Source organism: Psychrobacter sp. 1U2 (assembly GCF_051847575.1).
Genome location: NZ_JBPYDC010000007.1, coordinates 47,716 through 73,407, shown reverse-complemented (window position 1 = coordinate 73,407; position 25,692 = coordinate 47,716). Strand labels below are relative to the sequence as shown.

The following is a 25,692-nucleotide window of genomic DNA, read 5'->3' as shown; positions in this document are numbered from 1 at the left end:
CTATGTTGTATATCAATCAGCGGCCTCAGTAGCGCTATCCATATCCCTATCGCTAGCATCACTACGGTCATAAGCATTCTTATAGTTATAGTTATAGTCATCATCATTATAATCATAGTCATAACGTGCGTAGCGAGCCAGCTCTAGTCTTTGTTTTTGTTGACGCTGCTCATTCAGCCAAGCATTGCCATCAATTGCTGGAGGCGCGTTTGCTCCAAATGTTTGGTTCAATAGCGGGGTCAATTTATTGTTCTCAAAGCTACTACGGTCATAGCGTACTTGGTTCAATACAGTAGTGTTTGAGCCCATCAAGTCGCCGCCGATAGTGATCCGTTGCTGCTTAGCTAATAGCTTATCTGAGCTATCGAGGTAATAGTAATTCACTTGATTAAAGGAGATAGGCACGATAGCTTCTACCAGCTGCAGTAAAGCACCGATATCGGCGCTTTGATAGCCTTTATTGTAGAGCTGAATTTTAGCTATTGCTTTCTTTAACACTGCATCATCTGGGTATTGATTAGGATTGGCATCGACGTATTGCTCTAGAGACTGGCTCATATACTTGAGCATTTTGCCGATGATCTCGCCGGTTTGTTTGCTACCAAAATAGACCTTTACCGCTCGCGCTGCGCCCACTTGTTTAGCAAAACTATCTTCTCGAATATCAACAGCGCTGAAGTGTTCGGGCGCCAATTCTGCCATACTTGCCTGCATAGCATTGATAGCGGCGTCATAGATAACTGCGGTAGGTAGCTGCGAGGTGATAGCCTCCGGCAAACCAAAATCTACCGTATGCGCAGTCATCTGTGTCGGCGTATCTTCAGGATTAGCCAAAGCAACTATCAGCATGATAGCCGCCGGATCTAACGTAATTTTGCTGGTGTTGAAGTCAAAAGCTAACGGCAACTGCACCGATGAGCTAATAGTTGGCGCGACATAATCATAGCTGTAGACACTGTTGAACCGGCGCTGTTTTGGTAGATATTGACTCACGCTATTGAAGGTTAAGTATTTGTACTGATAGGCATTTGCAGCAGCGACTTGCTCGGGCGTTTTATGTAGCATGCTTAAGACCATACTAATAGCGCCAGGAGTGAAGGGTTTGGCCGGATCGACGGCAGGGTTGCTTAAATTATCTTTTTCGATTTGTTTGGCCGCTTGCATCGCTTCAAAGTCTGCCAACCAATCTTTTGGATTATTATCGGTTATGCGCTCACGAAAGCTAGTATTGCCGCTGTCTTCTTTATAGTCCTCTGCTCTGTTACCGTAGTAATCGTAGCCGCTGCGATCATAACCATACTCATCATAACCGTCAATGTCGTAACCATCGCGGTCATATTCAATACCGTCCACTTCATATGCCACTTTAAAGTCTGCCGCTATTCTCGTTTCCTCTGTTGCAGCTTCAGATTCGTATACGACGACATCATCGTAATTGTTAAGTGAGATTTGCACTTCTTGTTCAACATAATCAGCATATTGCTTATCAGGATCTTCTGCGTCTTCGATCCATACAGTATCTGCTTCTTGTTGGCTGCCGTTATAATCGTAGCTATCAGTTTCATCGTCATTATTGTCTTGCTCTTCCCGATAAGCATAAACTTCAAGAATCGTCCTGAGTAGCCCTGTAGAGCCGGCATCGATACTGTCAGCATCGATAAAAGGGACAGCATTATAATTAGCCTGTGCCACGGCGACATGCTCGGTCGCTAAATGCTGCTGAATAGCACTTAGTAGATGGCGCTTAGCTTTGCTATCACTATTAGGGAAGCGGGTTTGATCGAACAGTTGCTCATAACGCTCGTCGTGAGCTTGTAGGCTTTGATTGAAAGCTTTACCTTGCGCCTGCATGGTAGCGGGATCGGTAACGCTAAAGTCGATAAGCGCAGCAGAGCTGTTAGCAGAACTATCTAATGCATTATTAGACTGACAACCAGCCATAACTACAGCGCTACTCGCTAATAGCAAAGTATAACTGGCTCGAGATAGCCATTTATATTTTATGGTCGATGATTGCGGCACAGACGTTGGTAACGAACATGACGGCTTGCGCGGGTCGATAAGTGACATAAATATTCCTTTTTCGATGCTAAGTAATGTCGTACTAAACACACGCAACATCTATTAGAATGAATATAACGCTAAATGAGTAATAACGTATAACGGTGCTTATGATTGTTTTATCTAACTGTGCTGCAGTTGTTCATTATACAAAACATTACGATATAGTAATATAACAACAAGTTTAGAGTATATTGGTTGAAAAGGTAAATATTTTTTATTCAAATATAGAACTCTTGTTTAATTTTATTTATCTCAAAGCACTGTGGGTATGATAGGATTTGTTAATACTTTTGCATCTCATCTTACTGGTGTCGTTATAACTTCGTTCTTTTTATCTGAGCATTATTGACTATGTCCATATATCAGCTAAAGACACAATTTCAAAATCAACTGCGGCCCATCAGTGATACCTTGGTAGTATCAGGGGTGAGCGCCAATCAAGTCACCGTTAGCGCTATTTTACTTAGTGCTGGTAGTGCTTATGTGATAGCAAACATACCGGCGCAGGCAGCTAATAAAACGTTAGTGGCTGGAGACTATACTGAACAAAATACCCGTGCTTGGCTCATATTACCTGTCGCACTCTTCGTACGTATGGCACTCAATGCTATCGATGGCATGATGGCAAAAGAGCATCAGCAGGCCTCAACCTTGGGAGCCGTACTCAATGAATGCGGCGATATTGTCTCAGACTATTTACTAATAGCGAGTTTGCTACCACATTTACCCTCAGAGACAACTCAAAAACCGCTGTCAAAACAGACTCATTTATCTCGAATCAATGGCTTAAGCACACTCACGGAACTAATCGCTATTAGCGCTCAGCTGACCACCGGTCAACGCGCCAATCATGGACCTTTGGGTAAAAGTGATCGAGCTTTTGAGTTAGGCGCTATTGGGGTTTTTATGGCATTTGATAAGCCTCTCGTGAATTTCAGAGGTCATCGTCAGCCTAGTATTGGGTATATAAGACCAATTCTTTGGCTAAATCAGCTATTACTCATCAAGACCTCGCTTAATCGTTTAGCTTTTATCGCTCAGCATTACTTCACGTACTATCATCCAGCGCCAATAGCCAAATCTGTCGAGGCCACTACCACTATTTGCTCACAAGGACGCGTCAACATGTCAGCTAAACCTATAAATAATAGAGCTAAAAACAGCCCGGCGAAAGCAACAACCAATATCGCGAATTTATCGACTAGTATTATCGCTGAGCAAAGCTGCTTCAACGCCTATGACGGTACGGCTATTTATTATCGCTATTGGTTAACCATGCCATTAGCGCAATTGGCCAATCTATCTAAGCAACAGCAGTCTGAGCAAAAGCAAGTCATACTCTTGCACCGAGGCCACGAGCACTCAGGGCGTTTAACTGAGCTAGCAGAGCGCTTTGCGCAGTCAGGCTATCAAGTGTTTGCCTGGGATGCGCGCGGCAATGGGCGCTCAGGTGGTATCAAAGATCATGCCGATAGCGTGACGGAGCTTGAGCGCGACCTAAACGACTTTGTTGAGTTAGTTACTGCCCAAACTGGTATTGCACTCGAAGATACTATTATTGTCGCAAGTAGCATAGGCGCAGTATTAGCCGCAGCTTGGGTGCATGATTATGCACCAAATATTCGCGGTATGATCCTAGGCACGCCGGCGCTCAGTATTCGTCTGTATATTCCCTTTGCCATTCCGGCACTTAAAGTCGCGCGTAAGTTTGGTCTGATGTCACGAGTATCTAGCTATGTGAAAGCGCAAGTCCTGACCCATGATAAAGACGCGCAAGCGTCTTATAACGCGGACCCGCTGATTTCTGGTTCGATCTCGAGTGATTTATTAATCGACACCCATGCGACAGGTCAGCGCCTGCTTGATGATGCTGGCGCTATTACCGCGCCGACTTTTATCTTATGCGCGGGCAAAGATTACGTAGTGGACAAGCAAGCAGAACGTCAGTTTTATGAGCAGTTAAGTTCGCCTAATAAGCGCTGGCAGCTATACCCTGATAGCTTTCATGCGATATTTCATGAGACTAATAAGGCTGACATCTTCGATGATTGTATCGATTTTGCCGATAGCTTATTTGCTAACAGCGCCGATGAAGTGGATTTATCTGCCGCTCATATCAATAGCGCTAGTAAAGATAAAGTGGACCGCCTCGTGATTAAACCCTTTAATCCAAGCTTTGCGATTACTCGCTTTGCCATGCAAAAATTCGGTCATGTCAGCGATGCTATTGCCACTGGCCTTGAGCATGGTTTTGATTCTGGCAGCTCGCTTGACAAGGTGTATGCTAACGAGCCGAAAGGTAGCAATGCTTTTGGCAAAGCAGTCGATAAATTTTATTTGAGCAACATTGGTTGGCAAGGGATTCGTATTCGCCGTCAGCATTTGTTAGAGCTTGGACGAGTCGCTCTTGACCAACGTATGCAAACCATTAACATAAACAGCGAAACCAAAAATAATCATTCAACGTTAACTATTCTCGATATTGCTAGTGGTAATGGTTATTACGTGTTTGATTTATTAGCAGAGTATGAGCAACTGCAAGCTGAGATGCGTGATTATGACGCGCATAATGTAAAAGTTATCGCAGACAAGGCGGTTAAGTTAGGCTTAGATAATCGGGTCAACGCAGTGCAAAAAGACGCTTTTAATGATGCCAGTTATAAAGACCATCAAACCAATGATCCAAAAAGTGACTCGTCAAACGGCTTCGATGTAGCGATCGCCTCAGGCGTATTTGAATTATTTTCCGATAATACTTTGGTCAGCACTGCGCTAGAGGGTATACATGACAGTTTAGCGGCTAACGGTTATTTGCTCTATACCAATCAGCCTTGGCATCCTGAGCAAGAGTTTATTAGTAAAACGCTAAACAATCATCGCGGCAGTCACTGGGTGATGCGCTGTCGCTCGCAGGCGGAGATGGATCAGCTTGTGTTGCAGGCAGGTTTTAAAAAGCTCGATATGCGCATCGATCGCTTTGGGATATTTACCGTCTCTTTAGCGATAAAGATAGACTAGTCTGTAATGAATAACGATACCTTGCTGCAGTCCAAACCTTATAATCGCGTCCAGCTATTTTCTGGCGGCGGTTATAAGTTTGGCTACTATCTGGGTAGTTACGCAGCTCTATATGAGCATGACTTAAAGCCTGACTTGATACTAGCCACTTGCGGCGGTAGTTTAGCCAGCCTTCTCGTCGGCATCGCCTCCGAGCCAAAAGATCTTAAGCTATTAGTTGAAAGTAAATCGCTTTACAAAGTAGTACAAGCGAGCCGACATCGGCAAAACTTTACACTAAGCTCAAAACAACAAAAACCCAGTTATTTTTATCAAGGGCTAAAACGTTTAGGGCTATCAAAACAAGTCACTCGATTATTCAAAATTCATCAGCGCGAAAACCACGATGCGCTGTTAGCCGAGCTCAATAACTATGCTATGTTTGAGATTGCTAATGAGGCGGATTGGCTCACAGAGCTAACGAACCTAAAACCAACCTCTAACCCTATTACTTATGCTAATAATCGTCCTGATATCGCGATTATTGCCAGTCGTCTCATGCCAACTGAGGACTCGCTGAAACAAACGTCTCAAGCAAAAAATTCGCAGCTTGCCGCCAAATTACAAGAAGTATTATTTGCTCCTGCTAACCTACGCGCTCATATCGACAAGCAAGCTTTATCTTGCCCTACCCATCGCTATGCTCCTAAGCGTATTATGCAAGATATTCATCTTGTCCCTGAATGGGATATCGAACAAGCGGTTAGAGCTTCGATGGCGGATATGTACTATTTGCAGCCAACATTTATAGAAGATTTGGGTTGGAGCTTAGGCGGTGTCATCGATTTGACTCCTATTGAATTAGCTAGCCAGTTTGGGAGTATCGTATTCGCTGAAACTAAAAGCCGCTACGACAAAGTACTGGCGGCACCTGCTATTCAGCGTATCTTTGGTTTTGATCCCAATGCGCGGTTAGATGAAGTCTTGTCTTTTGCAGGTAAGGATAACAATACTGTTAATAACATTAAGCAAAATGATATTCATTGGCTGCCCTTTGCAGATAATGGCAAAGCGTTAGCTGGTCAACATGTGCGTAAACGACTTAATATGCGGCAAGGGCGAATCGACTTAGTTCACGCTGATTACGATATTTTTGTACAGCAAATGCAAGCGCAGTGGCGCTATGGTTATCAGCGTACGCTTGAGTATTTAAAGTCGAATGAGTTGGCTTAATTATCAATAGCTTCCTTTATACTCGGCAAAGCTCTATTGTAGTAATATCAAGCAATTACCCATTTATAACTTAATCCCTTCTTCAGCCGTAAAAAGGACTTTACGATGTCAAAGCTAAGCCCCAATATTCAGCAAAAAAACAAGTTCAATAATATTAAAATAAAAGCCGCTACCTTACTCATTAGCAGCACGTTTTTGCTTTGTGTTTCTAGCCACGCTATTGAGCCTGATGCCAATACTAGAACCACTATTAATAACACCTCTATCAATACTAGCGCTATCAATTTAGCAATTATGACTGAGGCGCCAACGCTAGTATCGGAGACTCAGCGCGTAACCCTAGCCAAGTCAAACGCTGCAACCAACGCTTTATCGTCTCCTGCTACAACCCAAGCTGACCAAGCTATCTATTCAAGCTCGGCCATTCAGCATCCTTTATGGGCCAAAAACGGCATGGTCGCAAGCCAAGAAGCACTAGCCTCCGATATTGGTCTACAAATTCTAAAAGACGGTGGTAATGCCGTTGATGCGGCGGTAGCCGTTGGTTTTGCTTTAGCTGTTACCTTGCCGCGCGCTGGAAATATCGGTGGTGGTGGCTTTATGATGATTTATGATGCTAAGCAAGACAAAACCATTGCCCTTGATTATCGCGAAAAAGCACCCAGTAGAGCTACGAGTGATATGTATTTGAATAATGACGGCGAAGCAGTCAGCGATTTGTCACGTTATCACGGTTTAGCGGTTGGCGTGCCGGGTACGGTTGCCGGATTACTCAAGGCGCTTGAGGATCATGGTACTATGACCCGCCAGCAAGTCATGGCGCCTGCTATCACACTCGCAGCTGATGGTATCGACGTCACAGCGGGCTTGTCGGAATCACTAGAGGCGCTCAAAGAGCGTCTGCAAAAATGGCCGAGTACCAAAAAAATATTCTTTAAGGCTGATGGTAGCAGTTATCAGCCCGGTGAGCGTTTGCGTCAGCCACAGCTTGCGCAGTCGCTCAAACTTATCGCCAATAAAGGCGCAGATGGCTTTTATCAAGGCGATACGGCGCGTAAATTGGTGAACGCCGTCAATGAAGCTGGCGGCGCTATGAGCTTACAAGATTTAGCGGATTATGAAGCTATTGCTCGCACACCTGTAACTGGCAACTACCGTGGTTATGAGATTGTCTCTATGCCGCCGCCTTCCTCTGGCGGTATTCATATCGTACAGATATTGAACGTCCTAGAAGGCTATCCGCTAAAAGACTATGGGCAAAATAGCGCCCAGACTATTCATCTAATGAGCGAGGCTATGCAATTGGCTTATGCTGATCGTGCAGAATACCTTGGCGATTCTGATTTTGTCGATGTGCCGGCAAGCGGGCTTACCTCGCGCCCTTACGCCAATAAACTACGCAGCCTAATCAATCCTAATAAGGCCACACCAGCAGCTAGTATCAAAGCCAATAACCCATTGCCTTATGAGAGCGATCAAACCACCCATTTCTCTATCGTTGATAACGCTGGTAATGCAGTCGCTAACACTTATACCTTAAACTTCTCTTATGGCACGGGTCTTGTCGCTGAGGGCACAGGCATACTGCTCAATAATGAGATGGATGACTTCTCTGCTAAGCCTGGCACCCCTAACGCTTATGGACTTATCGGCGGCGCGGCAAATAGCATTGAGGCCAATAAGCGCCCGCTCTCTTCTATGAGCCCAACCTTAGTATTTAAAGACAGCAAACCCTATATCGTCACCGGTAGCCCGGGTGGAAGTCGCATCATCACGACCGTCACCCAGATCATCTCCAACGTTATTGACCACGATATGAATATCGCCGAAGCCACGCATGCACCGCGTATCCATGATCAATGGCTACCCGATGAAATCCGTGTTGAAAAAGCTCTTAATATCGATACGGTTAGCAAGCTAGAGTCTATGGGTCATAAAGTTAGCCCAAAAGAGGCAATGGGCTCGACGCAGTCTATTATGCTCACACCCACTGGGATTTATGGCGCGTCCGATCCGCGTATTGTCGATGCGGCAGTGGTTGGGTATTAGCCTATAATGGCATGACTTTTATATAAAATAATAACGAATCCGTTAACCAGCCCTTTCTATGAGACAGATTTGAGGGCTGTTTTACACATCATCAACTTATATGTTAAATATATTACGCCGTCAATAGCGCTTGAAAATGTAGCTGTCAGTGCCAAAAAATGCTATCATTAGCGGCTGATGTAAACACTGTCGCTATCTTATTAACTATGCTTATTATAGGCTAAATATCTGATAATAATCATTATTTTCAATAGAAAAATCGTTACGGCATGATAGTCATAATAGCAAAACAACACCTTTGTCTAATCTTCAACCCGCTTTCTTATCTGGCTTCTTTAAGAGTACCCTATGGCATTTGTACACCTTGGCATTCATAGCGAATATTCTATTACCGATTCTATCGTGCGTATCAAGCCACTAATTAAGGCGGCGGCGGCAGATAACCAGCAAGCACTAGCATTGACCGATTTATCCAACCTTTATGCCACCGTAAAGTTTTATCGCGGCTGTTTGAATGCTGGCATCAAGCCCATCATCGGCAGCGAAGTCATCATGGATAATGAGGACACAAGATTGACGTTGCTAGCTATGGATAACGAAGGCTATCAAAATATCACTCGCATCGTCTCGCTAGGCTTCACCGAAGGCCGCGCTGATCCTGCCAATCATGGCATCCCTGTCGTCAAGCGTAGCGATATCCTTGCACATGCTGCGGGCGTCATTGTCTTATTTACTGAAAAATCCGATGTCGGACAGGCGCTTATTGGCTCTATGCCAGAGCGCGCTGATGAGCTCCTTAGTGAGTGGCAGGCCAAGTTTGCCGATCGCCTATACTTTGCGATAAAACGTACCAATCGCAGCGGTGAAGATGCGTTTATTCAAGCGACTATCCACGCTGGCACTAAACATCGTATTCCGCTAGTGGCTCATAATGACGTGCGCTTTTTACAGCAAGAAGATTTCGATGCTCATGAAGCCCGTGTGTGTATTGCCGGCTCTTACGTATTAGCGGATGCCAATCGTCCGCAGAATTATTCTGATGAGCAGTACCTAAAAACTCAATCGCAGATGCAGCAACTGTTTGATGATATCCCGCAAGTTATCAATAATACCATGCGCTTAGCGACTCGCTGTAACGTTACCTTAACCCTCGGCATCAATGTGCTGCCTGATTTTCCTGTGCCTGAAGGTGAGACCATCGAGTCGTTTTTTCGGGCCGAGTCGCAGCGCGGTCTTGAGCATCGACTGGACAAGCTCTTTCCTGTTGATGAGCGCGACGAGAGCTGGAGCGACTTTCGTAAACAGTACGATGAGCGCTTAGAGTATGAGCTAGGTATTATCTTATCGATGGGGTTTCCCGGTTACTTCTTAATCGTTATGGACTTTATCCGCTGGGCAAAAGCCAACGGCGTGCCTGTCGGTCCGGGTCGTGGCTCTGGTGCCGGATCTTTAGTGGCCTATGCACTGAACATTACTGACCTTGATCCCATTCATTATGACTTGCTCTTTGAGCGTTTTTTGAACCCAGAGCGGGTATCGATGCCTGATTTCGATATTGATTTTTGTATCGAAGGTCGCGATAGAGTCATTGATTATGTGGCGCAAACCTATGGCCGTGAGGCGGTCTCACAGATTATTACTTTTGGTACCATGGCGGCCAAAGCGGTTGTGCGTGACGTGGCTCGAGTACAAAGCAAGTCGTACTTTTTGGCCAATAAAATCTCTAAGCTCATTCCTAAGACGCCCGGCATTACCCTCAGTCAAGCGCTAGAGCAAGAGCCGCAGCTTAAAGACTTAATCTCCAATCCAGATAATATGGACTATGAAGATGCCATTGAGATTTGGGAGATGGCGGTGAAGCTTGAAGGCGTATGCCGTAACGTCGGTAAGCATGCCGGCGGCGTACTCATTGCCCCACATAGAATCACCGACTTTAGCGCTATTTATTGTGATGACGAGGGTCACCGTGTCAGTCAGTTTGACAAAGACGATGTCGAAGATGTTGGACTTGTAAAATTTGACTTTTTGGGACTGCGTAACTTAACCGTTATCGATGCGGCGGTGAAGAACATCAATGAGCGCCGTGCCCGTGAAGGCAAAGAAGCTTTAGTGTTAGAAGATTTACCACTAGATGACAGCAAGGCCTATAAACTACTGCAAGACGCCAAAACCACCGCTGTTTTTCAGTTAGAAAGTATGGGTATGAAAAAGTACCTAGCCAAGCTACAACCGACTAATATCGAAGATGTCATCGCCATGTGCGCGCTTTATCGCCCAGGCCCTCTCGATGCCGGCATGGTAGAGATGTATATTGACCGTAAGCATGGCCGCGAAGAAGTCATCTACGATCATCCCAACCTTGAACCGATACTGCAAAATACCAATGGCGTTATCGTCTATCAAGAGCAAGTCATGCAGATCTCGCAGGTGATGGCCGGTTATAGCTTAGGCGGCGCCGACATGCTACGCCGGGCAATGGGTAAAAAGAAACCCGAAGAGATGGCCAAGCAGCGCGATATCTTTATTACCGGTGCCACCGATCAAGGTATCGATGAGGTCACATCTGGCGGTGTATTCGATTTGATGGAGAAGTTCGCCGGTTATGGTTTTAACCGCTCACATTCTGCCGCCTACGGCGTGCTCGCTTATCAGACCGCTTATCTTAAGCGCTACTATCCAAGCGAATTTATGGCAGCAGTACTGACATCCGATATGAACAACACCGATAATGTGGTGTTTTTTATCAATGATTGCCGCGAGAACTTTGGCTTAACCGTGATTAACCCTTCGGTCAATCGCAGCGCTTGGCATTTTGTCGCTGATACGCCAACCAATATTATCTATGGTCTAGGCGCGATCAAAGGCGTCGGTGAAGGCGCTGTTGAGTCTATCGTCGAAGCGCGTCGCACGGATGGACCTTTTACCGACTTATACGACTTTTGCCGCCGCGTCGATATCAAAAAGGTCAATAAGCGCACTTTAGAGGCTTTGGTCAGTGCAGGCTGCTTTGATGACTTTGCTGCTACATTACGCCCTGACCTGCCAGCCGATGCCGCTTACGAGATACGCGGTGCGTTGATGAGTCAATTGCCAAGTGCAGTGCAAGCCGCTGAGCAAGACCGCAAAAATGGTGAGCTTGGCATGATGGATCTATTCGGTGAGATGGACAGTGTGGTTGCCGCGCCGCCACTGAAAATGACCCCTGAGCTGATTTGGGGCGATAAGCATCGCCTAAAAGCCGAGAAGAACACTTTAGGCCTTTATCTTACCGGCCACCCTATTAATGAGTATTTAGATGAACTAAAACGCTACACCTCAGGTGCGCGGCTCAACAAACTCACCGATACCGGTTATAACGGTAGCTGTTACTTTGCTGGTCTTATTATCGACATGGCAAACTTTGGTAATCGCCACGTCATTACCTTAGATGATGGCACCTCACGGCTTGAGGTCAGCTGTTATGCTGAGCGCTTTAACCGCGTCAAAGAACAGTTAAAAGTTGATGAAGTGGTCATCATTAAAGGCAGTATCCGTGAGCGTGATGGACGCCTATTTGCTCGCCTTGATAATGCGATGACGATGGTTGATGCGCGTCTGCGTTGGCTCAAGAAAATCAGTATCAAAGTACACCATGAAGATCTTAAACTTCTGGCTCGCCTGCAGCCTTTATTAAAATCGGCACAAGCCGACATCATCCCTGCGCCAAGACTCTCTCATTATGGCGAAGATGATGAGCTAGAAGGCGGCGCTCAAAACTACTATGATAACGCTATGGGCGCCAGCTTATATGATGAAGAGGGTAATGACCTTATGGCTTTAGAATCCAACACTGCTAATGGTGATGAAGATAATTTTACTTATAATGATAGTGTAATGAATGATAACTGTACGCCTCTTGGTCTCAGCGTTTACGCCGATTATGGCATTGCGAATGTCGGTTTATCAGAGCATTGGCGCGTCTATCCTAATGATGATAATCTACAGCAGCTAAAGACGATGATTAGTGAGGATAATCTACATTTTCATTACAACTAAAATCTGCACTGCCGATGGCTTTATTAGCCGCTAGTAAATTCAACTTAGGTAACTTTCCCTTACCCTTATTGGACCTTTTTATCATGACTGATGCTGAGTACAAAAATATTAACACGATTGGCGATAACTTCAATAATAGCCATCAAACCATCATTGATGATGCCCAGTTCGAAGAAATGCGCGACTTACTAGAAGAAGATTTTGTCGATTTAGTGCAGACCTTTATCGACGATAGCAAACAGCGAATTATACTCATGCAGGCGGCGCAAGCTAATAACGATAACGCCAATGGCTTTGAGTTTGCTCACGCATTAAAAGGCGCTAGTGCTACTCTAGGTGCTACGCAGCTCACTGAGCTTAGCGAGCATCTCGAAGTCGCTTGCCGCCAACAACAAATAAGCAGCCAAACCGATCTGATTATGCGCTTATCAGCCGCACTTTTAGACGTCGAACAAGAGATCAACCAACGTTTAGGGTTATAGATATGACGTCCACTCCTTCTGCATCCGGCGTCCTAAAAGTTAGCGATTATTTATCATGCTTACAGATAGTGATGGTCAATACTACGCTACCTGCTAATATCGGTTCAGCTGCGCGAGCCATGCATACTATGGGTTTGTCTCGCTTAACTATCGTCGATCCTAAGCTGCCGATAGATGATACTAGTGTCTCCCACGCGGCGGGTGGTAGTGAGATATTGGCAGCCGCTCACATCGCACCGACTCTAGAAGAAGCGATTGGCGATTGTCAGTTAGTGTTTGCCGCTAGTAGTCGTAGTCGTCATCTGCCGCGTCCCGTGGTGACCCCCACGCAGGCGGCTAAAATCATGTTAGAGTTTATTGATGCGCAAACGGATCTCAGTTCTGAATCTAAGCTATCAGCAGCGAGCCGCCCTAATATTGCAATCCTCTTTGGTCGTGAAGATCGAGGGCTTACCAATGAGGAGCTGGCTTTTGCCGATTTCCATATCCAAATCGATGCCAATCCTGACTATCCGGTGCTCAATGTCGCCTCAGCGGTGCAAGTCATCGCTAGCTTTATCTTTGCCTATGCGCAAGTCCATCAAACTAATGCTAGTCCTGCGCTCGTTAAAGAAAGCAGTACGAATACCAACAGTAGTGATGAGAAGCTAGCTACCTCACCCCTACTCAGCACTTATATCCGCCAGCAGTGGGATGAGCCCGCTATCACTCAGCAGCAATTACAAAATCTCACTCAGCGCAGCACTGAGCTGATGGTGGCGCTTAATCTCGCTGATAGTGAGCACTTAAGATCACTGCCAGCACGCCTATCGCGGCTCGGCTCACGCCTTCAGCTTGACCAAAAGGAATATCAGCTGTTAAGTGCTTTAATCGCTAAAGTCTCAAAGGATTATTAAATTAATAGAAAACTAAAGTCGCTATCCTCATTAAACGCAGAGTACTAAAAACTAAATGGAGTTAATTATGAATTGGACGGTTTATTTATCTGGTGAGATTCACACCGATTGGCGCGAGCAAATCATGCAAGGCGCAAAAGATCATGGCCTTAATATTGAATTCACCTCGGCCGTAACGAACCACGAAGCTAGCGATGCTGCGGGTGATTTATTGGGTGAGAACGACAAGCAGTTTTGGCGCGATCATCAGTCGTCTAAGATCAACTCCATTCGTACCAAAACCCTAATCCAGAACTGTGATATTGCCATCATCCGTTTTGGTGATAAATATAAGCAATGGAATGCAGCTTTTGACGCTGGCTTTTGTGCCGCTTTAGGTAAGCCCTACATCACTCTACATAATGACGATATTATTCATCCGCTAAAAGAAGTCGACGCGGCAGCTATGGCATGGGCACAAACCCCAGAACAAATTGTCGAAATCCTCAAATATACCACTAGCAATACTTAACTAGTGATCTTAAAAGTAAAACACTAAGCAGAATCATATGACTGGTTATGTGGCTATATAGTGAGCCTGTCAGTATAACGAGCTCATAAATTCTGCTTTTAGTTAATAAATCTACATTATTTGTTAATCTGTTGTTATTTATGGCTTATAGCTATATTTTGTAAGGCAAAGCTGCTATAACTAAAATGATAAGCAAACTGTTTCATTTAGTATGTAATTAAAAAATATGATAGGACGCGTTATGCCATCGCCAACTGCCCTACTTAAATCACTCAAGACGGCCAAAAAAGATCTTAAAGAAGATATCGAGGCTGTATTCAAACGTGACCCTGCCGCTCGCAATAGCTTAGAAGTTATTTTAACTTATCCTGGTATTCATGCCTTGATACTACACCGCGGCGCTCATTACCTATGGAATCATGAGCAAAAACTCGCCGCACGCGTGATCTCTTACGGCTCACGTATCGTGACCGGTATTGAAATACATCCTGCCGCGCGGATTGGGAAACGTTTTTTTATCGATCATGGCGTCGGCGTAGTCATTGGCGAGACCGCTGAGATTGGCGATGACGTCACGTTATATCACGGTGTCACTTTAGGCGGGGTCTCACAAAATAATGGTAAGCGACATCCTACGCTAGAAGATGGCGTCACTGTCGGCGCTGGCGCAAAAGTCTTAGGCCCGTTTGCGGTCGGCAAGAACGCTAAGATTGGCTCGAATGCGGTAGTGGTCAAGCCGGTGCCTGCTAATGCCACTATGGTAGGTAGTGCCGCGCGCATGATATCTGAGTATCATGATGAAAAAGGCAACCCTATCGTTGCAAAAATTAATGACTCCAAACAACAAGAAAAAGCAGCGAAAGGCATTATCACCGATGGCCAGCAAGCAAAAATACCACAAAAGGATGTCAGTCCCGACAAGGCTACCAGCTCGGCTCGTGATACCGCGTTTCAAGCTTATGGTATCGATCCCTCATCACAAGATCCTGTTGCCGAAGCTTTTGCCAAAATGCTTGAGCACATTCAGCAGTCTGAAACTCGCTTAGATCAATTACAAAAAGCCATGTGCAAGATAGATCCTGATTTTTGTCAAAAAGAGTACGATAAGCTGTGCTTAGAAGATATCGATGTCATTGATCAAAGTGATATGGATCAAGCGGGTACACCTGAAAAATAATCAAAGGTTTAACCAAAAAGTGAGGAGTAAGCTATAAATCACTTCTCACTTTTTATTGAATATTGAAGTGACATCGTGTGTTTATATCCTATACATGTGTTTATATCCCATATAAGGCATGACTTCTTTTTAGAATACTATCTCTATCTTAATATGTAGATACTCCAACCTTCAAAACGATGAGTTCGGCTGGGTTAAAAACTCTATTTCTTCAGCACAAGACACTCGCCCTAAAATATCATTACGGTGCGGATAGTGACCAAAACGATCTATAATGACTTTATGTTTGATCTCAGCCTGCACCGTCTCTGGATTGGTAAACTTCTTAAATAACCGTAACGCTTGTTCATGGATTACCGTAGACTCGCTATGCATAAAAGGCATCAATAAGAATTTACGCTCCTCTACCGTTTGTAGATGCTGCAAATCATTAGCCGCTACCGCCTCTTGCGCTAACACTAATGCCATACCATCTTGCGCAAAAGCTGCTGCTGTATCGCGGTAGATATTTCGTGAAAACTGGTCTAATACGATAATCTCTGCTAAACGGCCATCAGGACTGCTGCGCCAATTATAGCATTCAGCTGCCGAGGCTTGTACCAGTACGCTGCCGAAGCGCTTCCGTAGTAATCTATCAAAACTTAAATCTTTCTCAAAAAACTGCTGACTGCCGACTTCTTCAAAGCAAAATTTTAGTATTTTTTTATACATAAGGGTCCTCATTTAATTTTCCAGTCTTTTTAGTAACCATAGCCTTTTTTATCTGGCACAAGTCTCTACCAATCATAACGACATAATGCGCATTTATAATCTATACTTATTGAGTATCGCCAAACAATAAATAATAACTAAACAATATAAAGAGAGGATACATCATGGCACGTCTACAAGACAAAGTGATCATCATTACCGGAGCAGCTCAAGGTATGGGTGAGACTCACGCCCGTCTATGTCTAGAGCAAGGTGCAAAAGTGGTTTTAACTGATATCAATAGTGAAAAAGGCGAAGCGCTGGCAATGGAGCTTGGCGATAACGCCCTATTTATCAAGCATGATGTGACTAATGAAGATGATTGGACGCAAGTCGTTAATGAAACCAAAGCTAAATTTAGCCAAATTGATGTCTTGGTTAACAACGCGGGTATCACCACCCACAAATCCATCTTGGATACTTCAGTAGAGGACTACCGCAAGATACTGGAGATCAATCAAGTGTCGGTATTTTTAGGGATAAAAGCGGTCATTCCTACTATGAAACAAGCCAAGCAAGGCTCGATTATTAATATCTCATCGATTAACGGTTTAGTGGGCGGTGCGATTGGCTATACTGACTCTAAGTTTGCCGTACGCGGTATGACCAAAGCCGCGGCTCTTGAATGCGCCCCACACGGTATTCGTGTCAACTCTATCCGTCCTGGCGTCATAGCCACCCCTATGATTACCCAAGGCGATACTAAAGATGCGGTCGAAGCTTTTGCCAAAACGATTCCGATGAAACGGGTGGCAGAGTCTGAAGAAGTCAGCGGTATGGTGCTGTTTTTGGCCTCAGATGACTCCAGCTATTCTACTGGCTCTGAGTTTGTCGTTGATGGTGGTTTGACCGCGCAGTAGTTTGTTGAAAAGTGTATTTGAAAAGAGCTAAAGTATAATTTAGCTCTTTTTTTGTAGCTCCTTTATACCAGTCATTTCATGGTCTGCAAAAGGTAAACGCTCTGCTATAACCGTCCATTTATTTTCAAATTTGCTTAGGCTATTTTTTTTATGGTTTATTTTTACTAACAAAATATCGATATCCATACTCACCTTGGTAACCGCTCCTTGACTCCCTGAGCTTTTTGACTTCTGCGTACGCTCTCTACCACATTCGTCCTCTAGATTCTTAAAAACTTGCTGTAGCTGAGCTAAAGTCATACTCTTACTCAAAGCTAAATAGACACTTTGATTGATATAGTCGGGTTTTGGCTGCTCTTTGGTAGCGGTAATATCAGGATTTTTAACAGCATTAGACAACTCAATCTCGCCAAGCTCAGCTAGAATGTTCTGGACATACGGTAAGTGATGATCCGCTTGATAATTACTACCCAAAGCCAACAACGCTGCACTCACTGCCAACGGTTGTAGCTCGGTAATACTCAGCCTTGGCAAGCTTTCTAGCTTTAAATCCGCTAAATCTTTATTGCTCATTAGTAAGATTGTCGGTGTTTTTAGCTTCAGTTTTTGCCAAGCGCGTAATTTGCACCCCAACCGCATTTGCTTCTTTAATAGCCGTTGGCTTGGCGACGCTTAAAGTTATTCTTTGGCAGTTATATTTGGCTAATAGTTTCTCGGCGAGCTGCTCGGCTAGATGCTCAAGTAGTTTTGCTTTAATGTCTTTACACCAAATGCTGACATCGTCGCAGACTTCTTTATAGCTTAAGGCGTCTTTGACATCATCTGATAGCGCCGCTTTGCTGATATCAGTTTCTAACACGATGTCGATTAAAATAGGCTGAGTGATTGCGCGCTCCCAGTCAAAGACACCAATGACTGCATCGAGTTTTAAGCCTTTTACAAATACCACATCTGCTTCGCTAGGTTGCATTATTTTTCCTTAAAATCTTCCATTAACGATACTTTTAATGTATTGCTCTCTACCAAATGACTATCTACAAGACGATTAGGCTTTTGAGTTTCCATTTTTGACTTTTAGCATTTTACTTGGGCGATGTCGCCACAGATCGATACTGAATAATAATAGGCCTAACCATATCAGACCAAATACGGCTAAGCGATGCAGATCAAAAGGCTCCTTATAGTAAAACACCGCTAAGAAGAAGATAAAGGTCGGTGTTAAGTAATTCATAAAGCTTAGAATACTATAAGCGACTAGCTTAGTGGATTTATTAAACAATAAAAGCGGTATCAAGGTTATTGGTCCTGCCAGCATCAATAGCCAAATATTTGAGGTAAACCAAAAGCTAATCTGACTACTGACGACATCTGCCTGCCAAAACCACCACACGCATATCGGTACGAGCATCGCAGTCTCGACAAACATCGCATCGACCGCCGTTAGCGGTGTTTGACGCTGAATGGTGCCATAAGTGCTAAAGCTAAAGGCCAATATTAACGATATCCAAGGCAAGCTACCTAACATGACCACTTGTATTAACACCGACAGTAGCGCAAAACTAATCGCTACCCATTGCAGCGGCCGCATGCGCTCTTTAAAGAGAATCATCGATAGCGCTACCCCGACTAGCGGCCCGATAAAGTAACCTAAACTGGCTTCTAGTATCTGATCGTGATTCACCGCCCAAACGTACGTCAGCCAATTAGTCGCGATAATCAAACCTGATAAAAAGGTTAGTGCTAACCATCTGGGGTTTTGTTTAAGCGTATTAATCCATTGCCAACGCTTAGTAGCGACTAAAACGACTAATAAGCATAAAAACGTCCAGATAATACGATGTCCGATGATTTCGGTCGCGTTGTATGCGCTTAATTGCTTAAAATACAGCGGAAAAGCGCCCCAAATTGAGAACGCTATCAGCGCCGTAATAATGCCGCGCTGAGTGGTTTGCACAGCAGCGACTGGTTTTTTTAGCACATTTTGGGTAGTCATAACACAAGACAACTTATTTGGACAAAGCGCATCTTTATCACCCTTTATATCTCCTACTATTGCTAATCAACAGGGTAAATAAAAGGAAGGAATGCGCTTTGCGAGGTACAGAGTTTTAGTACTTAGGTTTTATTAGTTAGGTTTTAGTATTTAAATAGAAAAGCAATGAGTCAATGCCATAAGGACATCGACCCATTGCTACTTACTAATCACTAATGACTTATAAAATTAAGCTTTTTTAGTTTGTTTTAACTTATCCGCTATAAAAGACCTAGGCTTTGTCAGTGCTGGTATTATTATCAGTATCTACGCCTTTATCCACTTCAATGGACATACCGATTTGATTAGCAAGCTCTGCAAAACCTGGAAAGCTCGTATTAACTGTTTCTACGCCTTCGATAATAATCTGCTTAGAGGCACGCAAGCTAGCAACAGCAAAGCTCATCGCAATACGGTGATCATGATGCGAGGTTATATGACCGCCATCAAAGATAGGTTGATGGTTATCGACCTTATCGTCTTTACCTTGTTTGCCCTTGCCTTCAATGATTAGTCCATCTTCAGTTACCCTGCAGTCAATTCCTAAGGTTTGCAAGCCATCAGCCATGACTGCAATGCGGTCAGATTCTTTCACTCGTAGTTCCTTCGCGCCTGTTAACACCGTTCGACCTTGCGCACAACTGGCGGCAACGAATAATACTGGGAATTCATCAATCGCGAGTGGCACTAAGTGCTCAGGTATCTCAATGCCTATAAGGTTTGAGCTTCGAATGGTAATATCAGCGACGGGCTCACCGCCGACGTGGGTTTCATTGCTTAGACTAATATCTGCATTCATTAATTTGAGGATATCGATAACACCAGTACGTGTCGGGTTGATACCCACTTGACTCAAAGTCAGCTCACTATCTTGGCTGATAGCTGCCGCCACCATAAAGAATGCTGCTGAGGAGATATCAGCCGGTACTGCTATATCGCCAGCGGTTAACTTACCACCGCCCTCAACGCTGATACGATTGCCATCGACGCTCACCTCATAACCAAAGGCCGATAACATCCGCTCGGTATGATCGCGGCTGACTTCCGGTTGCGTCACTGTCGTTGTACCTTCGCTCCACAGGCCAGCTAATAACAAGCAAGACTTAATTTGCGCAGAAGCCACTGGCATCTGATAGTCAATACCTTGCAGTGGCTTACCTGCTTTATCGCGGCCAGTAATACTTAGCGGCGAGGTACCACTAGTACCCGTGCTTTGAATGATTGCACCCATCTGCCGTAGTGGCGCAGCAATACGCTCCATAGGGCGCTTATTGAGGCTAGTATCACCGGTGAGTACGCTATCGAAATCTTGCGCGGCTAAGATGCCAGCTAGCAAGCGCATACTGGTGCCAGAGTTGCCCATATAGATAGGCGTTTTGCTGGGCTTTAGCCCTTTCATACCGACACCATGAATGGTCAACTTGCCGTTATCTGGCCCCTCGATGGTCACGCCCATATCTCTGAAGGCTTGCAGAGTCGCTAACGCGTCCTCTCCTTCCAAAAACCCTGTCACTTGGGTGACGCCTTCGGCAATACTACCAAACATAATACTGCGGTGCGAGATGGACTTGTCACCTGGAATGGTAATGGTACCGTTGACGGCATTACGGGTATTGGGAGAAATAATATAAGAAGCTGACATAGCAGAGGTATCCGTATAAGGGGTGCTGGTTAGCATATGGCCAAAATGTCGCCGTGCAGCTTGCGCGCGGCCTAAAAGTCCCATTAGGGCGGTTGAATCTTTATCAATAATAAGCTGGCGTATATTTTTTAGATAATCGCTGTATTCATCAAGCGCATCGATTATCGCATCTTGATTGGCAAAAAAGATATCGTGCCACATCTTTGGGTCGCTCGCCGCGATACGGGTAAAGTCTCGAAAGCCGCCAGCGGCATAGCGAAACATATTTAAATTATCATCATGACTGGCCAGCTGATCGACTAGATTATAGGCTAATAAGTGCGGCAAATGACTGGTATGCGCCAGTACCGAATCGTGATGCTTAGCATCCATCGACATTACACTCGCCCCTACCGACTCCCATAACTGGCGCAGCTTGATAATAGCTGCCTCGTCAGTGCTCGCTAGTGGACAAATAATAACGCTATGGTTAATAAATAAACCGCTGCGTCGTGCATGATAGCCTGAATCTTCAGCGCCGGCAATCGGATGCGCGGGCACCAGTCCAACAGGCAAACCCTTGAGCGAAGTTGCAAAAACATCTTTAGCGGCGGCAATGACATTGGCTTTGGTGCTGCAGACATCGCTGATAATACAGTCATAGGCAAGCGCACCGCTTTGCATTACAGCCTTAATCTCAGTGAATACCGCTGACACTGCTTGCACAGGGATGGCGATAACGATCAAATCAGAGCCACTCACGACTTGGCTTAGCGAATCACCACCAGCATCGAGCAACCCCTGCTCGAGAGCAGCGCTTATGCTGGGCTGATGTTTATCGACTGCTACCAGACGTTTGCTTAGGCTATTATCTTTAATAGCTTGCGCAAGACTGGCACCGATTAGCCCTAGACCTATGATGCAGACTTGCTCAAATAATGGCTCTGTGTTTAGATGATTTGTGGATTTTGGATAGCTCATGGGTATCTTATTATAAGTGTCGTACAAATAAATCTAGCATCTTAACTGGGGCGTATTGAACAATCATCAAAAAGTATGGCGAATCTGCAACACCGCCCAGATAAAGTTGCGATTAATAGGTTTCAATCTTCATTTAAGATAGATTTTAAAGTATCAATCAAGCGCGTATTGTCTTCTGCTAAGCCTACGGTGATTCGTAACCAGTCGTTTAGCTCATACCCTCTTAAGGGACGTACGATGACACCTTGCTCTAATAATGCTTGATTAATGTCAGCCGCGCCTTCTATTTTTACCATAATAAAATTGGCGTATGACTTGATAAACTCAAGCCCTAACGCATCGAACTGCTTCTCTAACCAGCGCATTTGTCCGGCGTTAATTTTGCGCACCTCGCTAATAAAGCTTTGATCCGCCAGTGCCGCTGCCGCTGCGGCTAAAGCGATACGACTAACGTTAAACGGTTGACGGATACGATTGAGCAAATCCGCCACTGCAGGCGAGCTTAGCGCATAGCCAACACGTAAGCCTGCTAGGCCATAAGCTTTGGAGAAGGTGCGCACAATCACTACATTATCAAACTCGTCCAATAGCGCCCGATTATTACTCTCAGGGCTGTATTCGATATAAGCTTCGTCTAATACAACCAATACTGAAGACGGCAAGCTTGCGACAAACTCGCGTAGCTCTTCGCTGCCTAATAAAGTGCCAGTTGGGTTATTCGGATTGGCGATAAATACGATCTTGGTATTGGCATTATCTAGGGCCGCTTGACGCATGGCTTTTAAATCATGACCGAAGCGCTGGGCTGGTACCTCGATACCGGTCGCGCCTTGCATCTTAGCTAGCATCGAATACACTACAAACCCATATTGGCTATAGACAATAGCATCATTATGACCGACAAAGCTTCGTGCCAAAATATCGAGCAAATCGTTAGAGCCATTACCTAAAGTGATGCTATCGATGCTCATATTGGTAAAGTCAGATAGCGCTTGCTTGAGATAATAACCATTGCCATCAGGATAACGAGCCAATTGGCTTAACTGCTCCGTTATCGCTAAAGTGACTTGCGGTGAGCAGCCTTTAGGGTTCTCATTACTAGCCAACTTGACCACATCTGAGACCCCGTATTCACGCGTGAGCTCTTCCACAGGCTTACCCGTTTGATAGGGTGCTAGCGCCATTATACTGTCGTAGGCTGGCATTAGTGGATGAAGAGTTTTAGCTTGCGAGGTATTGGAAGATGGCATGGTTTTGTCCTTTTTTAATGGCTTGACTATCATCTAGTATTTAGACGTTTAGTCAAAGGTGCTGGGCTCAAGCCTCAGCCTACGCCGACTCAAATAAATATTTCAATACTAACTACCACACTCTATCTCTTAGAGCACCGCTTTTGGATAAGAGCCTAGTACACGCACATCTTTGACCAATGGACGTATATCAGCAATAGCCGCGCTGACATTAGGGTTGTCAATATGCCCGTCCATATCGATAAAGAACACGTAAGCCCACTTGTTCGGACGTTCAGGACGGGTCTCGATGCTAGTCATAGAAACGCCATGATAAGACATGGGCTTAAGGATTTCGATCAAAGCACCGGCCTTGTCATGGGCTGAGACGACAATAGAGGTTTTGTCTTGGCCTGATGGCGCGATAGCTTCGTGACCGATGACTAAGAAGCGGGTGGTATTGCTCGGGTTGTCTTCGATGTTCGAGTACAGCTTATGCAGATCGTATTCAGCAACTGCCACGTCGCCTGCGATAGCGGCTGAATGCCATTCGTTCTTTAGACGGCGAGCGGCTTCGCCATTACTAGAGACTGCGACGCGCTCGACGTTAGGATAATTAACATCGAGCCAATGACGGCACTGTGCGAGTGACTGCTGATGCGAATAAATACGGCTAATGCTATCGACTTTAGTATGTTCAGCGACTAAGAAGTTTTGATGAATAGGCAGCTCAACTTCGCCAATAATCTTAAGCGATGAGGATAAGAACCCGTCCAAAGTATGATTAACGACACCCTCAGAAGAGTTCTCAACAGGGACCACGCCGTACATCGCCGTACCCGCTTCGACTTCACGAAACACATCGGTAATCGTGTTAAGGGGTACAGTATCAGCGGCTTTGCCAAAGTGTTTCAGCGCGGCAGCATGGGTGAAAGTACCAAGCGGGCCCAAAAAAGCAATACGCTGCGGCGCTTCTAGATCCAAGCAGACCGACATAATTTCACGAAACAAACGTGCCATTTTTTCATCAGAGATCGGCCCCTCATTACGCGCCATCACCGCTTTTAGTACTTGCGCTTCGCGCTCTGGACGATAAAAGATAGGATTGCTATCGGATTTTTGCTCCGCTAGGTACTCTTTTTTAACTACCGCCACTCTTTGGGCTAATTTTGCCCGATTATTGATCAGCATATGAATCTCATTATCGACTGCATCGATATCGTGACGCAGCTGATTCAAAAGCTGTTGATCGGTTGCGGTTTTGCTGACATCAGTATTTGCTAGCGTCGAATGATCTACATTTTGCTCTGCCGGCTGTTTACTCATATCTTTTATCCTTTTTGAAACGGTTAACGTTTGCTATATTGAAGAAGACTAGTATCTAAATAGTATCTAGATCTAATCATTTACTTTTTATTATTGACGGCTGGTTACTATTGATAGCCTACCAGCTCTATTTATCCTCTTTACTCATAAAAGAGTCGGCGAATAAGGCAGGCAAACAACAGACCGTCCCTACTATAGCAAAAACTGCTTACAGTGCCCATGCATAAATGGCTGTCAATAGCTGAAATAAAGTAAATGAGGTTATATCTTTTAGTGGCATGAGCCCAAGCATTATCATAATAAATACTCGCAATCGCTATGACTAGCAGTAACCCCAGAAGTAAATCTGTGTTAGAGTCTTAAAGAAAGCCTACGAATAAATCGAAGGTTTAACCCTTATTATAATGACAAGGATATTTAATGAGCGCATTACAACAGCTTCGCACTATGACTACTATTGTCGCTGATACTGGCGATCTAGCCGCTATTGAGCGTCTCAAGCCTATCGATGCGACCACTAACCCAAGCCTCATCACCAAAGCGCTGATTCATCCTGACAATCAATCGATGCTAGCAGAAACCATGAGTCGTCAGCAAGGTGATGTCGATGCGGTTATCGATGCTTTAACGATCCAAATCGGCTGTAGTATTTTAGAGCTCATCGAAGGTCGAGTATCGACTGAGGTAGACGCCCGCTTGTCTTACGATACTCAGGCGACTATCGATAAAGCTTTGGAATATATAGAAGCCTATAAAAAGGCTGGAGTTGACTCTGATCGGGTATTGATCAAAATGGCAGCGACTTGGCAGGGGATTGAAGCGGCCCGCTACCTTGAGACCCAAAATATCCACTGCAACCTAACCTTGCTATTTGGGCAACATCAAGCGATTGCTTGTGCTGATGCTGGCGTTACGCTGATATCGCCATTCGTTGGTCGTATCTTAGACTGGCAAAAGCGCCAACAAAATCGCCAAAACGTACCCGCCGGCGACGATATGGGCGTGCAATCGGTCAAGCTTATTTACCAATACTACAAGCAGCACAGTTATCAGACGCAGGTAATGGGCGCCAGTTTCCGCTCAACAGAGCAAATATTAGCCCTAGCAGGCTGTGACTTATTAACTATTGCGCCAAACTTAATAGATGAGCTTGCCAATATGGATATCGACGTCACCCGCCAGCTATCCCCTACTATGTCGATGGATCTAGATGCTATGAGCAAAGTCAGCTTAACCCATGAAGAGTTCAGCGCCGCTTATCAAGACGATAAAGTGACACAAGATCTATTACCAAAAGGTATTGATGGGTTTATTAGCGCCCGTGAAGAATTAGCGCAAGCGTTAGCAGCTATGCGTTAATCAACATACTTATACTTAACGTCCTATTATCTGAGTAACTCAAAAAGCGCTCAACGTAGAGCGCTTTTTTTGTCTTAATACCTGCTTTGA

At 44.9% G+C, this 25,692-nt stretch carries 18 protein-coding genes; 10 read left to right on the top strand and 8 right to left on the bottom strand.

Annotated elements, in window-relative coordinates:
- Nucleotides 1-12 precede the first annotated feature (12 nt).
- Entirely contained in the window at nucleotides 13-2,070 is a 2,058-nt protein-coding gene (locus ACS8FD_RS05325; RefSeq protein ID WP_439274794.1) for a hypothetical protein, read from the bottom strand.
- 345 nt (nucleotides 2,071-2,415) lie between these two features.
- On the opposite strand from ACS8FD_RS05325, the gene ACS8FD_RS05320 reads away from it, so the two are divergent.
- The 8 genes from ACS8FD_RS05320 to cysE all read left to right on the top strand — a co-directional run bounded on the left by ACS8FD_RS05320 (nucleotide 2,416) and on the right by cysE (nucleotide 15,444).
- Nucleotides 2,416-5,082, top strand: a complete 2,667-nt coding sequence (locus ACS8FD_RS05320; RefSeq protein ID WP_439274793.1) for an alpha/beta fold hydrolase — start codon at nucleotides 2,416-2,418, stop codon at nucleotides 5,080-5,082.
- 6 nt (nucleotides 5,083-5,088) lie between these two features.
- A complete protein-coding gene (locus ACS8FD_RS05315; RefSeq protein WP_439274792.1) occupies nucleotides 5,089-6,294 on the top strand; it encodes a patatin-like phospholipase family protein in 1,206 nt (401 codons plus the stop codon).
- A 105-nt stretch (nucleotides 6,295-6,399) separates the two neighbouring features.
- On the top strand, nucleotides 6,400-8,343 hold the full coding sequence (gene ggt, locus ACS8FD_RS05310; RefSeq protein ID WP_439274791.1) for a gamma-glutamyltransferase: 1,944 nt from the start codon (nucleotides 6,400-6,402) through the stop codon (nucleotides 8,341-8,343).
- Nucleotides 8,344-8,691: 348 nt separating this feature from the next.
- Nucleotides 8,692-12,378 carry a DNA polymerase III subunit alpha gene (gene dnaE, locus ACS8FD_RS05305; RefSeq protein WP_439274790.1) on the top strand — a complete coding sequence of 1,229 codons (3,687 nt, stop codon included), beginning with the start codon at nucleotides 8,692-8,694 and terminating at the stop codon, nucleotides 12,376-12,378.
- Between the two features lie 14 nt (nucleotides 12,379-12,392).
- The gene (locus ACS8FD_RS05300) at nucleotides 12,393-12,860 is read left to right on the top strand and encodes an Hpt domain-containing protein (protein WP_439274789.1); all 468 of its coding nucleotides are present in this window, start codon (nucleotides 12,393-12,395) and stop codon (nucleotides 12,858-12,860) included.
- Between the two features lie 2 nt (nucleotides 12,861-12,862).
- Nucleotides 12,863-13,756, top strand: a complete 894-nt coding sequence (locus ACS8FD_RS05295) for an RNA methyltransferase (protein WP_439274788.1) — start codon at nucleotides 12,863-12,865, stop codon at nucleotides 13,754-13,756.
- Between the two features lie 67 nt (nucleotides 13,757-13,823).
- The gene (locus ACS8FD_RS05290; RefSeq protein WP_439274787.1) at nucleotides 13,824-14,267 is read left to right on the top strand and encodes a YtoQ family protein; all 444 of its coding nucleotides are present in this window, start codon (nucleotides 13,824-13,826) and stop codon (nucleotides 14,265-14,267) included.
- Nucleotides 14,268-14,508: 241 nt separating this feature from the next.
- Nucleotides 14,509-15,444 carry a serine O-acetyltransferase gene (gene cysE, locus ACS8FD_RS05285; RefSeq protein ID WP_439274786.1) on the top strand — a complete coding sequence of 312 codons (936 nt, stop codon included), beginning with the start codon at nucleotides 14,509-14,511 and terminating at the stop codon, nucleotides 15,442-15,444.
- A gap of 171 nt (nucleotides 15,445-15,615) precedes the next feature.
- Here the strand turns inward: cysE and ACS8FD_RS05280 are convergent, their stop codons facing one another.
- Nucleotides 15,616-16,155: a DUF924 family protein gene (locus tag ACS8FD_RS05280; protein WP_439274785.1), complete on the bottom strand. Its 540-nt coding sequence runs from the start codon at nucleotides 16,153-16,155 to the stop codon at nucleotides 15,616-15,618.
- 164 nt (nucleotides 16,156-16,319) lie between these two features.
- Here ACS8FD_RS05280 and ACS8FD_RS05275 point away from each other — a divergent pair, with 164 nt between their 5' ends.
- Complete coding sequence (locus ACS8FD_RS05275) at nucleotides 16,320-17,054, top strand: glucose 1-dehydrogenase (RefSeq protein WP_439274784.1); 735 nt, start codon at nucleotides 16,320-16,322, stop codon at nucleotides 17,052-17,054.
- Nucleotides 17,055-17,093: 39 nt separating this feature from the next.
- Here the strand turns inward: ACS8FD_RS05275 and ACS8FD_RS05270 are convergent, their stop codons facing one another.
- The 6 genes from ACS8FD_RS05270 to pheA form a co-directional block, all read right to left on the bottom strand.
- On the bottom strand, nucleotides 17,094-17,627 hold the full coding sequence (locus tag ACS8FD_RS05270) for a 2-amino-4-hydroxy-6-hydroxymethyldihydropteridine diphosphokinase (protein ID WP_439274783.1): 534 nt from the start codon (nucleotides 17,625-17,627) through the stop codon (nucleotides 17,094-17,096).
- Nucleotides 17,617-18,024 (bottom strand): dihydroneopterin aldolase, encoded by a 408-nt coding sequence (folB, locus tag ACS8FD_RS05265; RefSeq protein ID WP_439274782.1) that lies wholly within the window; start codon nucleotides 18,022-18,024, stop codon nucleotides 17,617-17,619. Before folB ends, ACS8FD_RS05270 begins: the two co-directional genes overlap by 11 nt.
- Before the next feature lie 75 nt (nucleotides 18,025-18,099).
- Nucleotides 18,100-19,047 (bottom strand): EamA family transporter RarD, encoded by a 948-nt coding sequence (gene rarD, locus ACS8FD_RS05260; protein ID WP_439274781.1) that lies wholly within the window; start codon nucleotides 19,045-19,047, stop codon nucleotides 18,100-18,102.
- Nucleotides 19,048-19,318: 271 nt separating this feature from the next.
- The gene (locus tag ACS8FD_RS05255; RefSeq protein WP_439274780.1) at nucleotides 19,319-21,688 is read right to left on the bottom strand and encodes a bifunctional prephenate dehydrogenase/3-phosphoshikimate 1-carboxyvinyltransferase; all 2,370 of its coding nucleotides are present in this window, start codon (nucleotides 21,686-21,688) and stop codon (nucleotides 19,319-19,321) included.
- 122 nt (nucleotides 21,689-21,810) lie between these two features.
- Nucleotides 21,811-22,938 carry a histidinol-phosphate transaminase gene (gene hisC, locus ACS8FD_RS05250; protein WP_439274779.1) on the bottom strand — a complete coding sequence of 376 codons (1,128 nt, stop codon included), beginning with the start codon at nucleotides 22,936-22,938 and terminating at the stop codon, nucleotides 21,811-21,813.
- 129 nt (nucleotides 22,939-23,067) lie between these two features.
- The gene (gene pheA / locus ACS8FD_RS05245) at nucleotides 23,068-24,243 is read right to left on the bottom strand and encodes a prephenate dehydratase (protein ID WP_439274778.1); all 1,176 of its coding nucleotides are present in this window, start codon (nucleotides 24,241-24,243) and stop codon (nucleotides 23,068-23,070) included.
- A 420-nt stretch (nucleotides 24,244-24,663) separates the two neighbouring features.
- Between pheA and ACS8FD_RS05240 the strand changes: the two genes are divergently transcribed.
- Nucleotides 24,664-25,602 (top strand): transaldolase, encoded by a 939-nt coding sequence (locus tag ACS8FD_RS05240; RefSeq protein WP_439274777.1) that lies wholly within the window; start codon nucleotides 24,664-24,666, stop codon nucleotides 25,600-25,602.
- The last annotated feature ends 90 nt before the right edge of the window (nucleotides 25,603-25,692 follow it).

Coding starts and splice junctions, on each gene's coding strand:
- folB (WP_439274782.1), bottom strand. CDS start 18,024: ATGCAACCTAGCGAAGCAGATGTGGTATTTGTAAAAGGCTTAAAACTC.
- ACS8FD_RS05290 (WP_439274787.1), top strand. CDS start 13,824: ATGAATTGGACGGTTTATTTATCTGGTGAGATTCACACCGATTGGCGC.
- ACS8FD_RS05270 (WP_439274783.1), bottom strand. CDS start 17,627: ATGAGCAATAAAGATTTAGCGGATTTAAAGCTAGAAAGCTTGCCAAGG.
- ACS8FD_RS05320 (WP_439274793.1), top strand. CDS start 2,416: ATGTCCATATATCAGCTAAAGACACAATTTCAAAATCAACTGCGGCCC.
- dnaE (WP_439274790.1), top strand. CDS start 8,692: ATGGCATTTGTACACCTTGGCATTCATAGCGAATATTCTATTACCGAT.
- ACS8FD_RS05240 (WP_439274777.1), top strand. CDS start 24,664: ATGAGCGCATTACAACAGCTTCGCACTATGACTACTATTGTCGCTGAT.
- ACS8FD_RS05315 (WP_439274792.1), top strand. CDS start 5,089: ATGAATAACGATACCTTGCTGCAGTCCAAACCTTATAATCGCGTCCAG.
- ACS8FD_RS05295 (WP_439274788.1), top strand. CDS start 12,863: ATGACGTCCACTCCTTCTGCATCCGGCGTCCTAAAAGTTAGCGATTAT.
- ACS8FD_RS05255 (WP_439274780.1), bottom strand. CDS start 21,688: ATGAGCTATCCAAAATCCACAAATCATCTAAACACAGAGCCATTATTT.
- pheA (WP_439274778.1), bottom strand. CDS start 24,243: ATGAGTAAACAGCCGGCAGAGCAAAATGTAGATCATTCGACGCTAGCA.
- ACS8FD_RS05280 (WP_439274785.1), bottom strand. CDS start 16,155: ATGTATAAAAAAATACTAAAATTTTGCTTTGAAGAAGTCGGCAGTCAG.
- rarD (WP_439274781.1), bottom strand. CDS start 19,047: ATGACTACCCAAAATGTGCTAAAAAAACCAGTCGCTGCTGTGCAAACC.
- ggt (WP_439274791.1), top strand. CDS start 6,400: ATGTCAAAGCTAAGCCCCAATATTCAGCAAAAAAACAAGTTCAATAAT.
- ACS8FD_RS05275 (WP_439274784.1), top strand. CDS start 16,320: ATGGCACGTCTACAAGACAAAGTGATCATCATTACCGGAGCAGCTCAA.
- ACS8FD_RS05300 (WP_439274789.1), top strand. CDS start 12,393: ATGGCTTTATTAGCCGCTAGTAAATTCAACTTAGGTAACTTTCCCTTA.
- ACS8FD_RS05325 (WP_439274794.1), bottom strand. CDS start 2,070: ATGTCACTTATCGACCCGCGCAAGCCGTCATGTTCGTTACCAACGTCT.
- cysE (WP_439274786.1), top strand. CDS start 14,509: ATGCCATCGCCAACTGCCCTACTTAAATCACTCAAGACGGCCAAAAAA.
- hisC (WP_439274779.1), bottom strand. CDS start 22,938: ATGCCATCTTCCAATACCTCGCAAGCTAAAACTCTTCATCCACTAATG.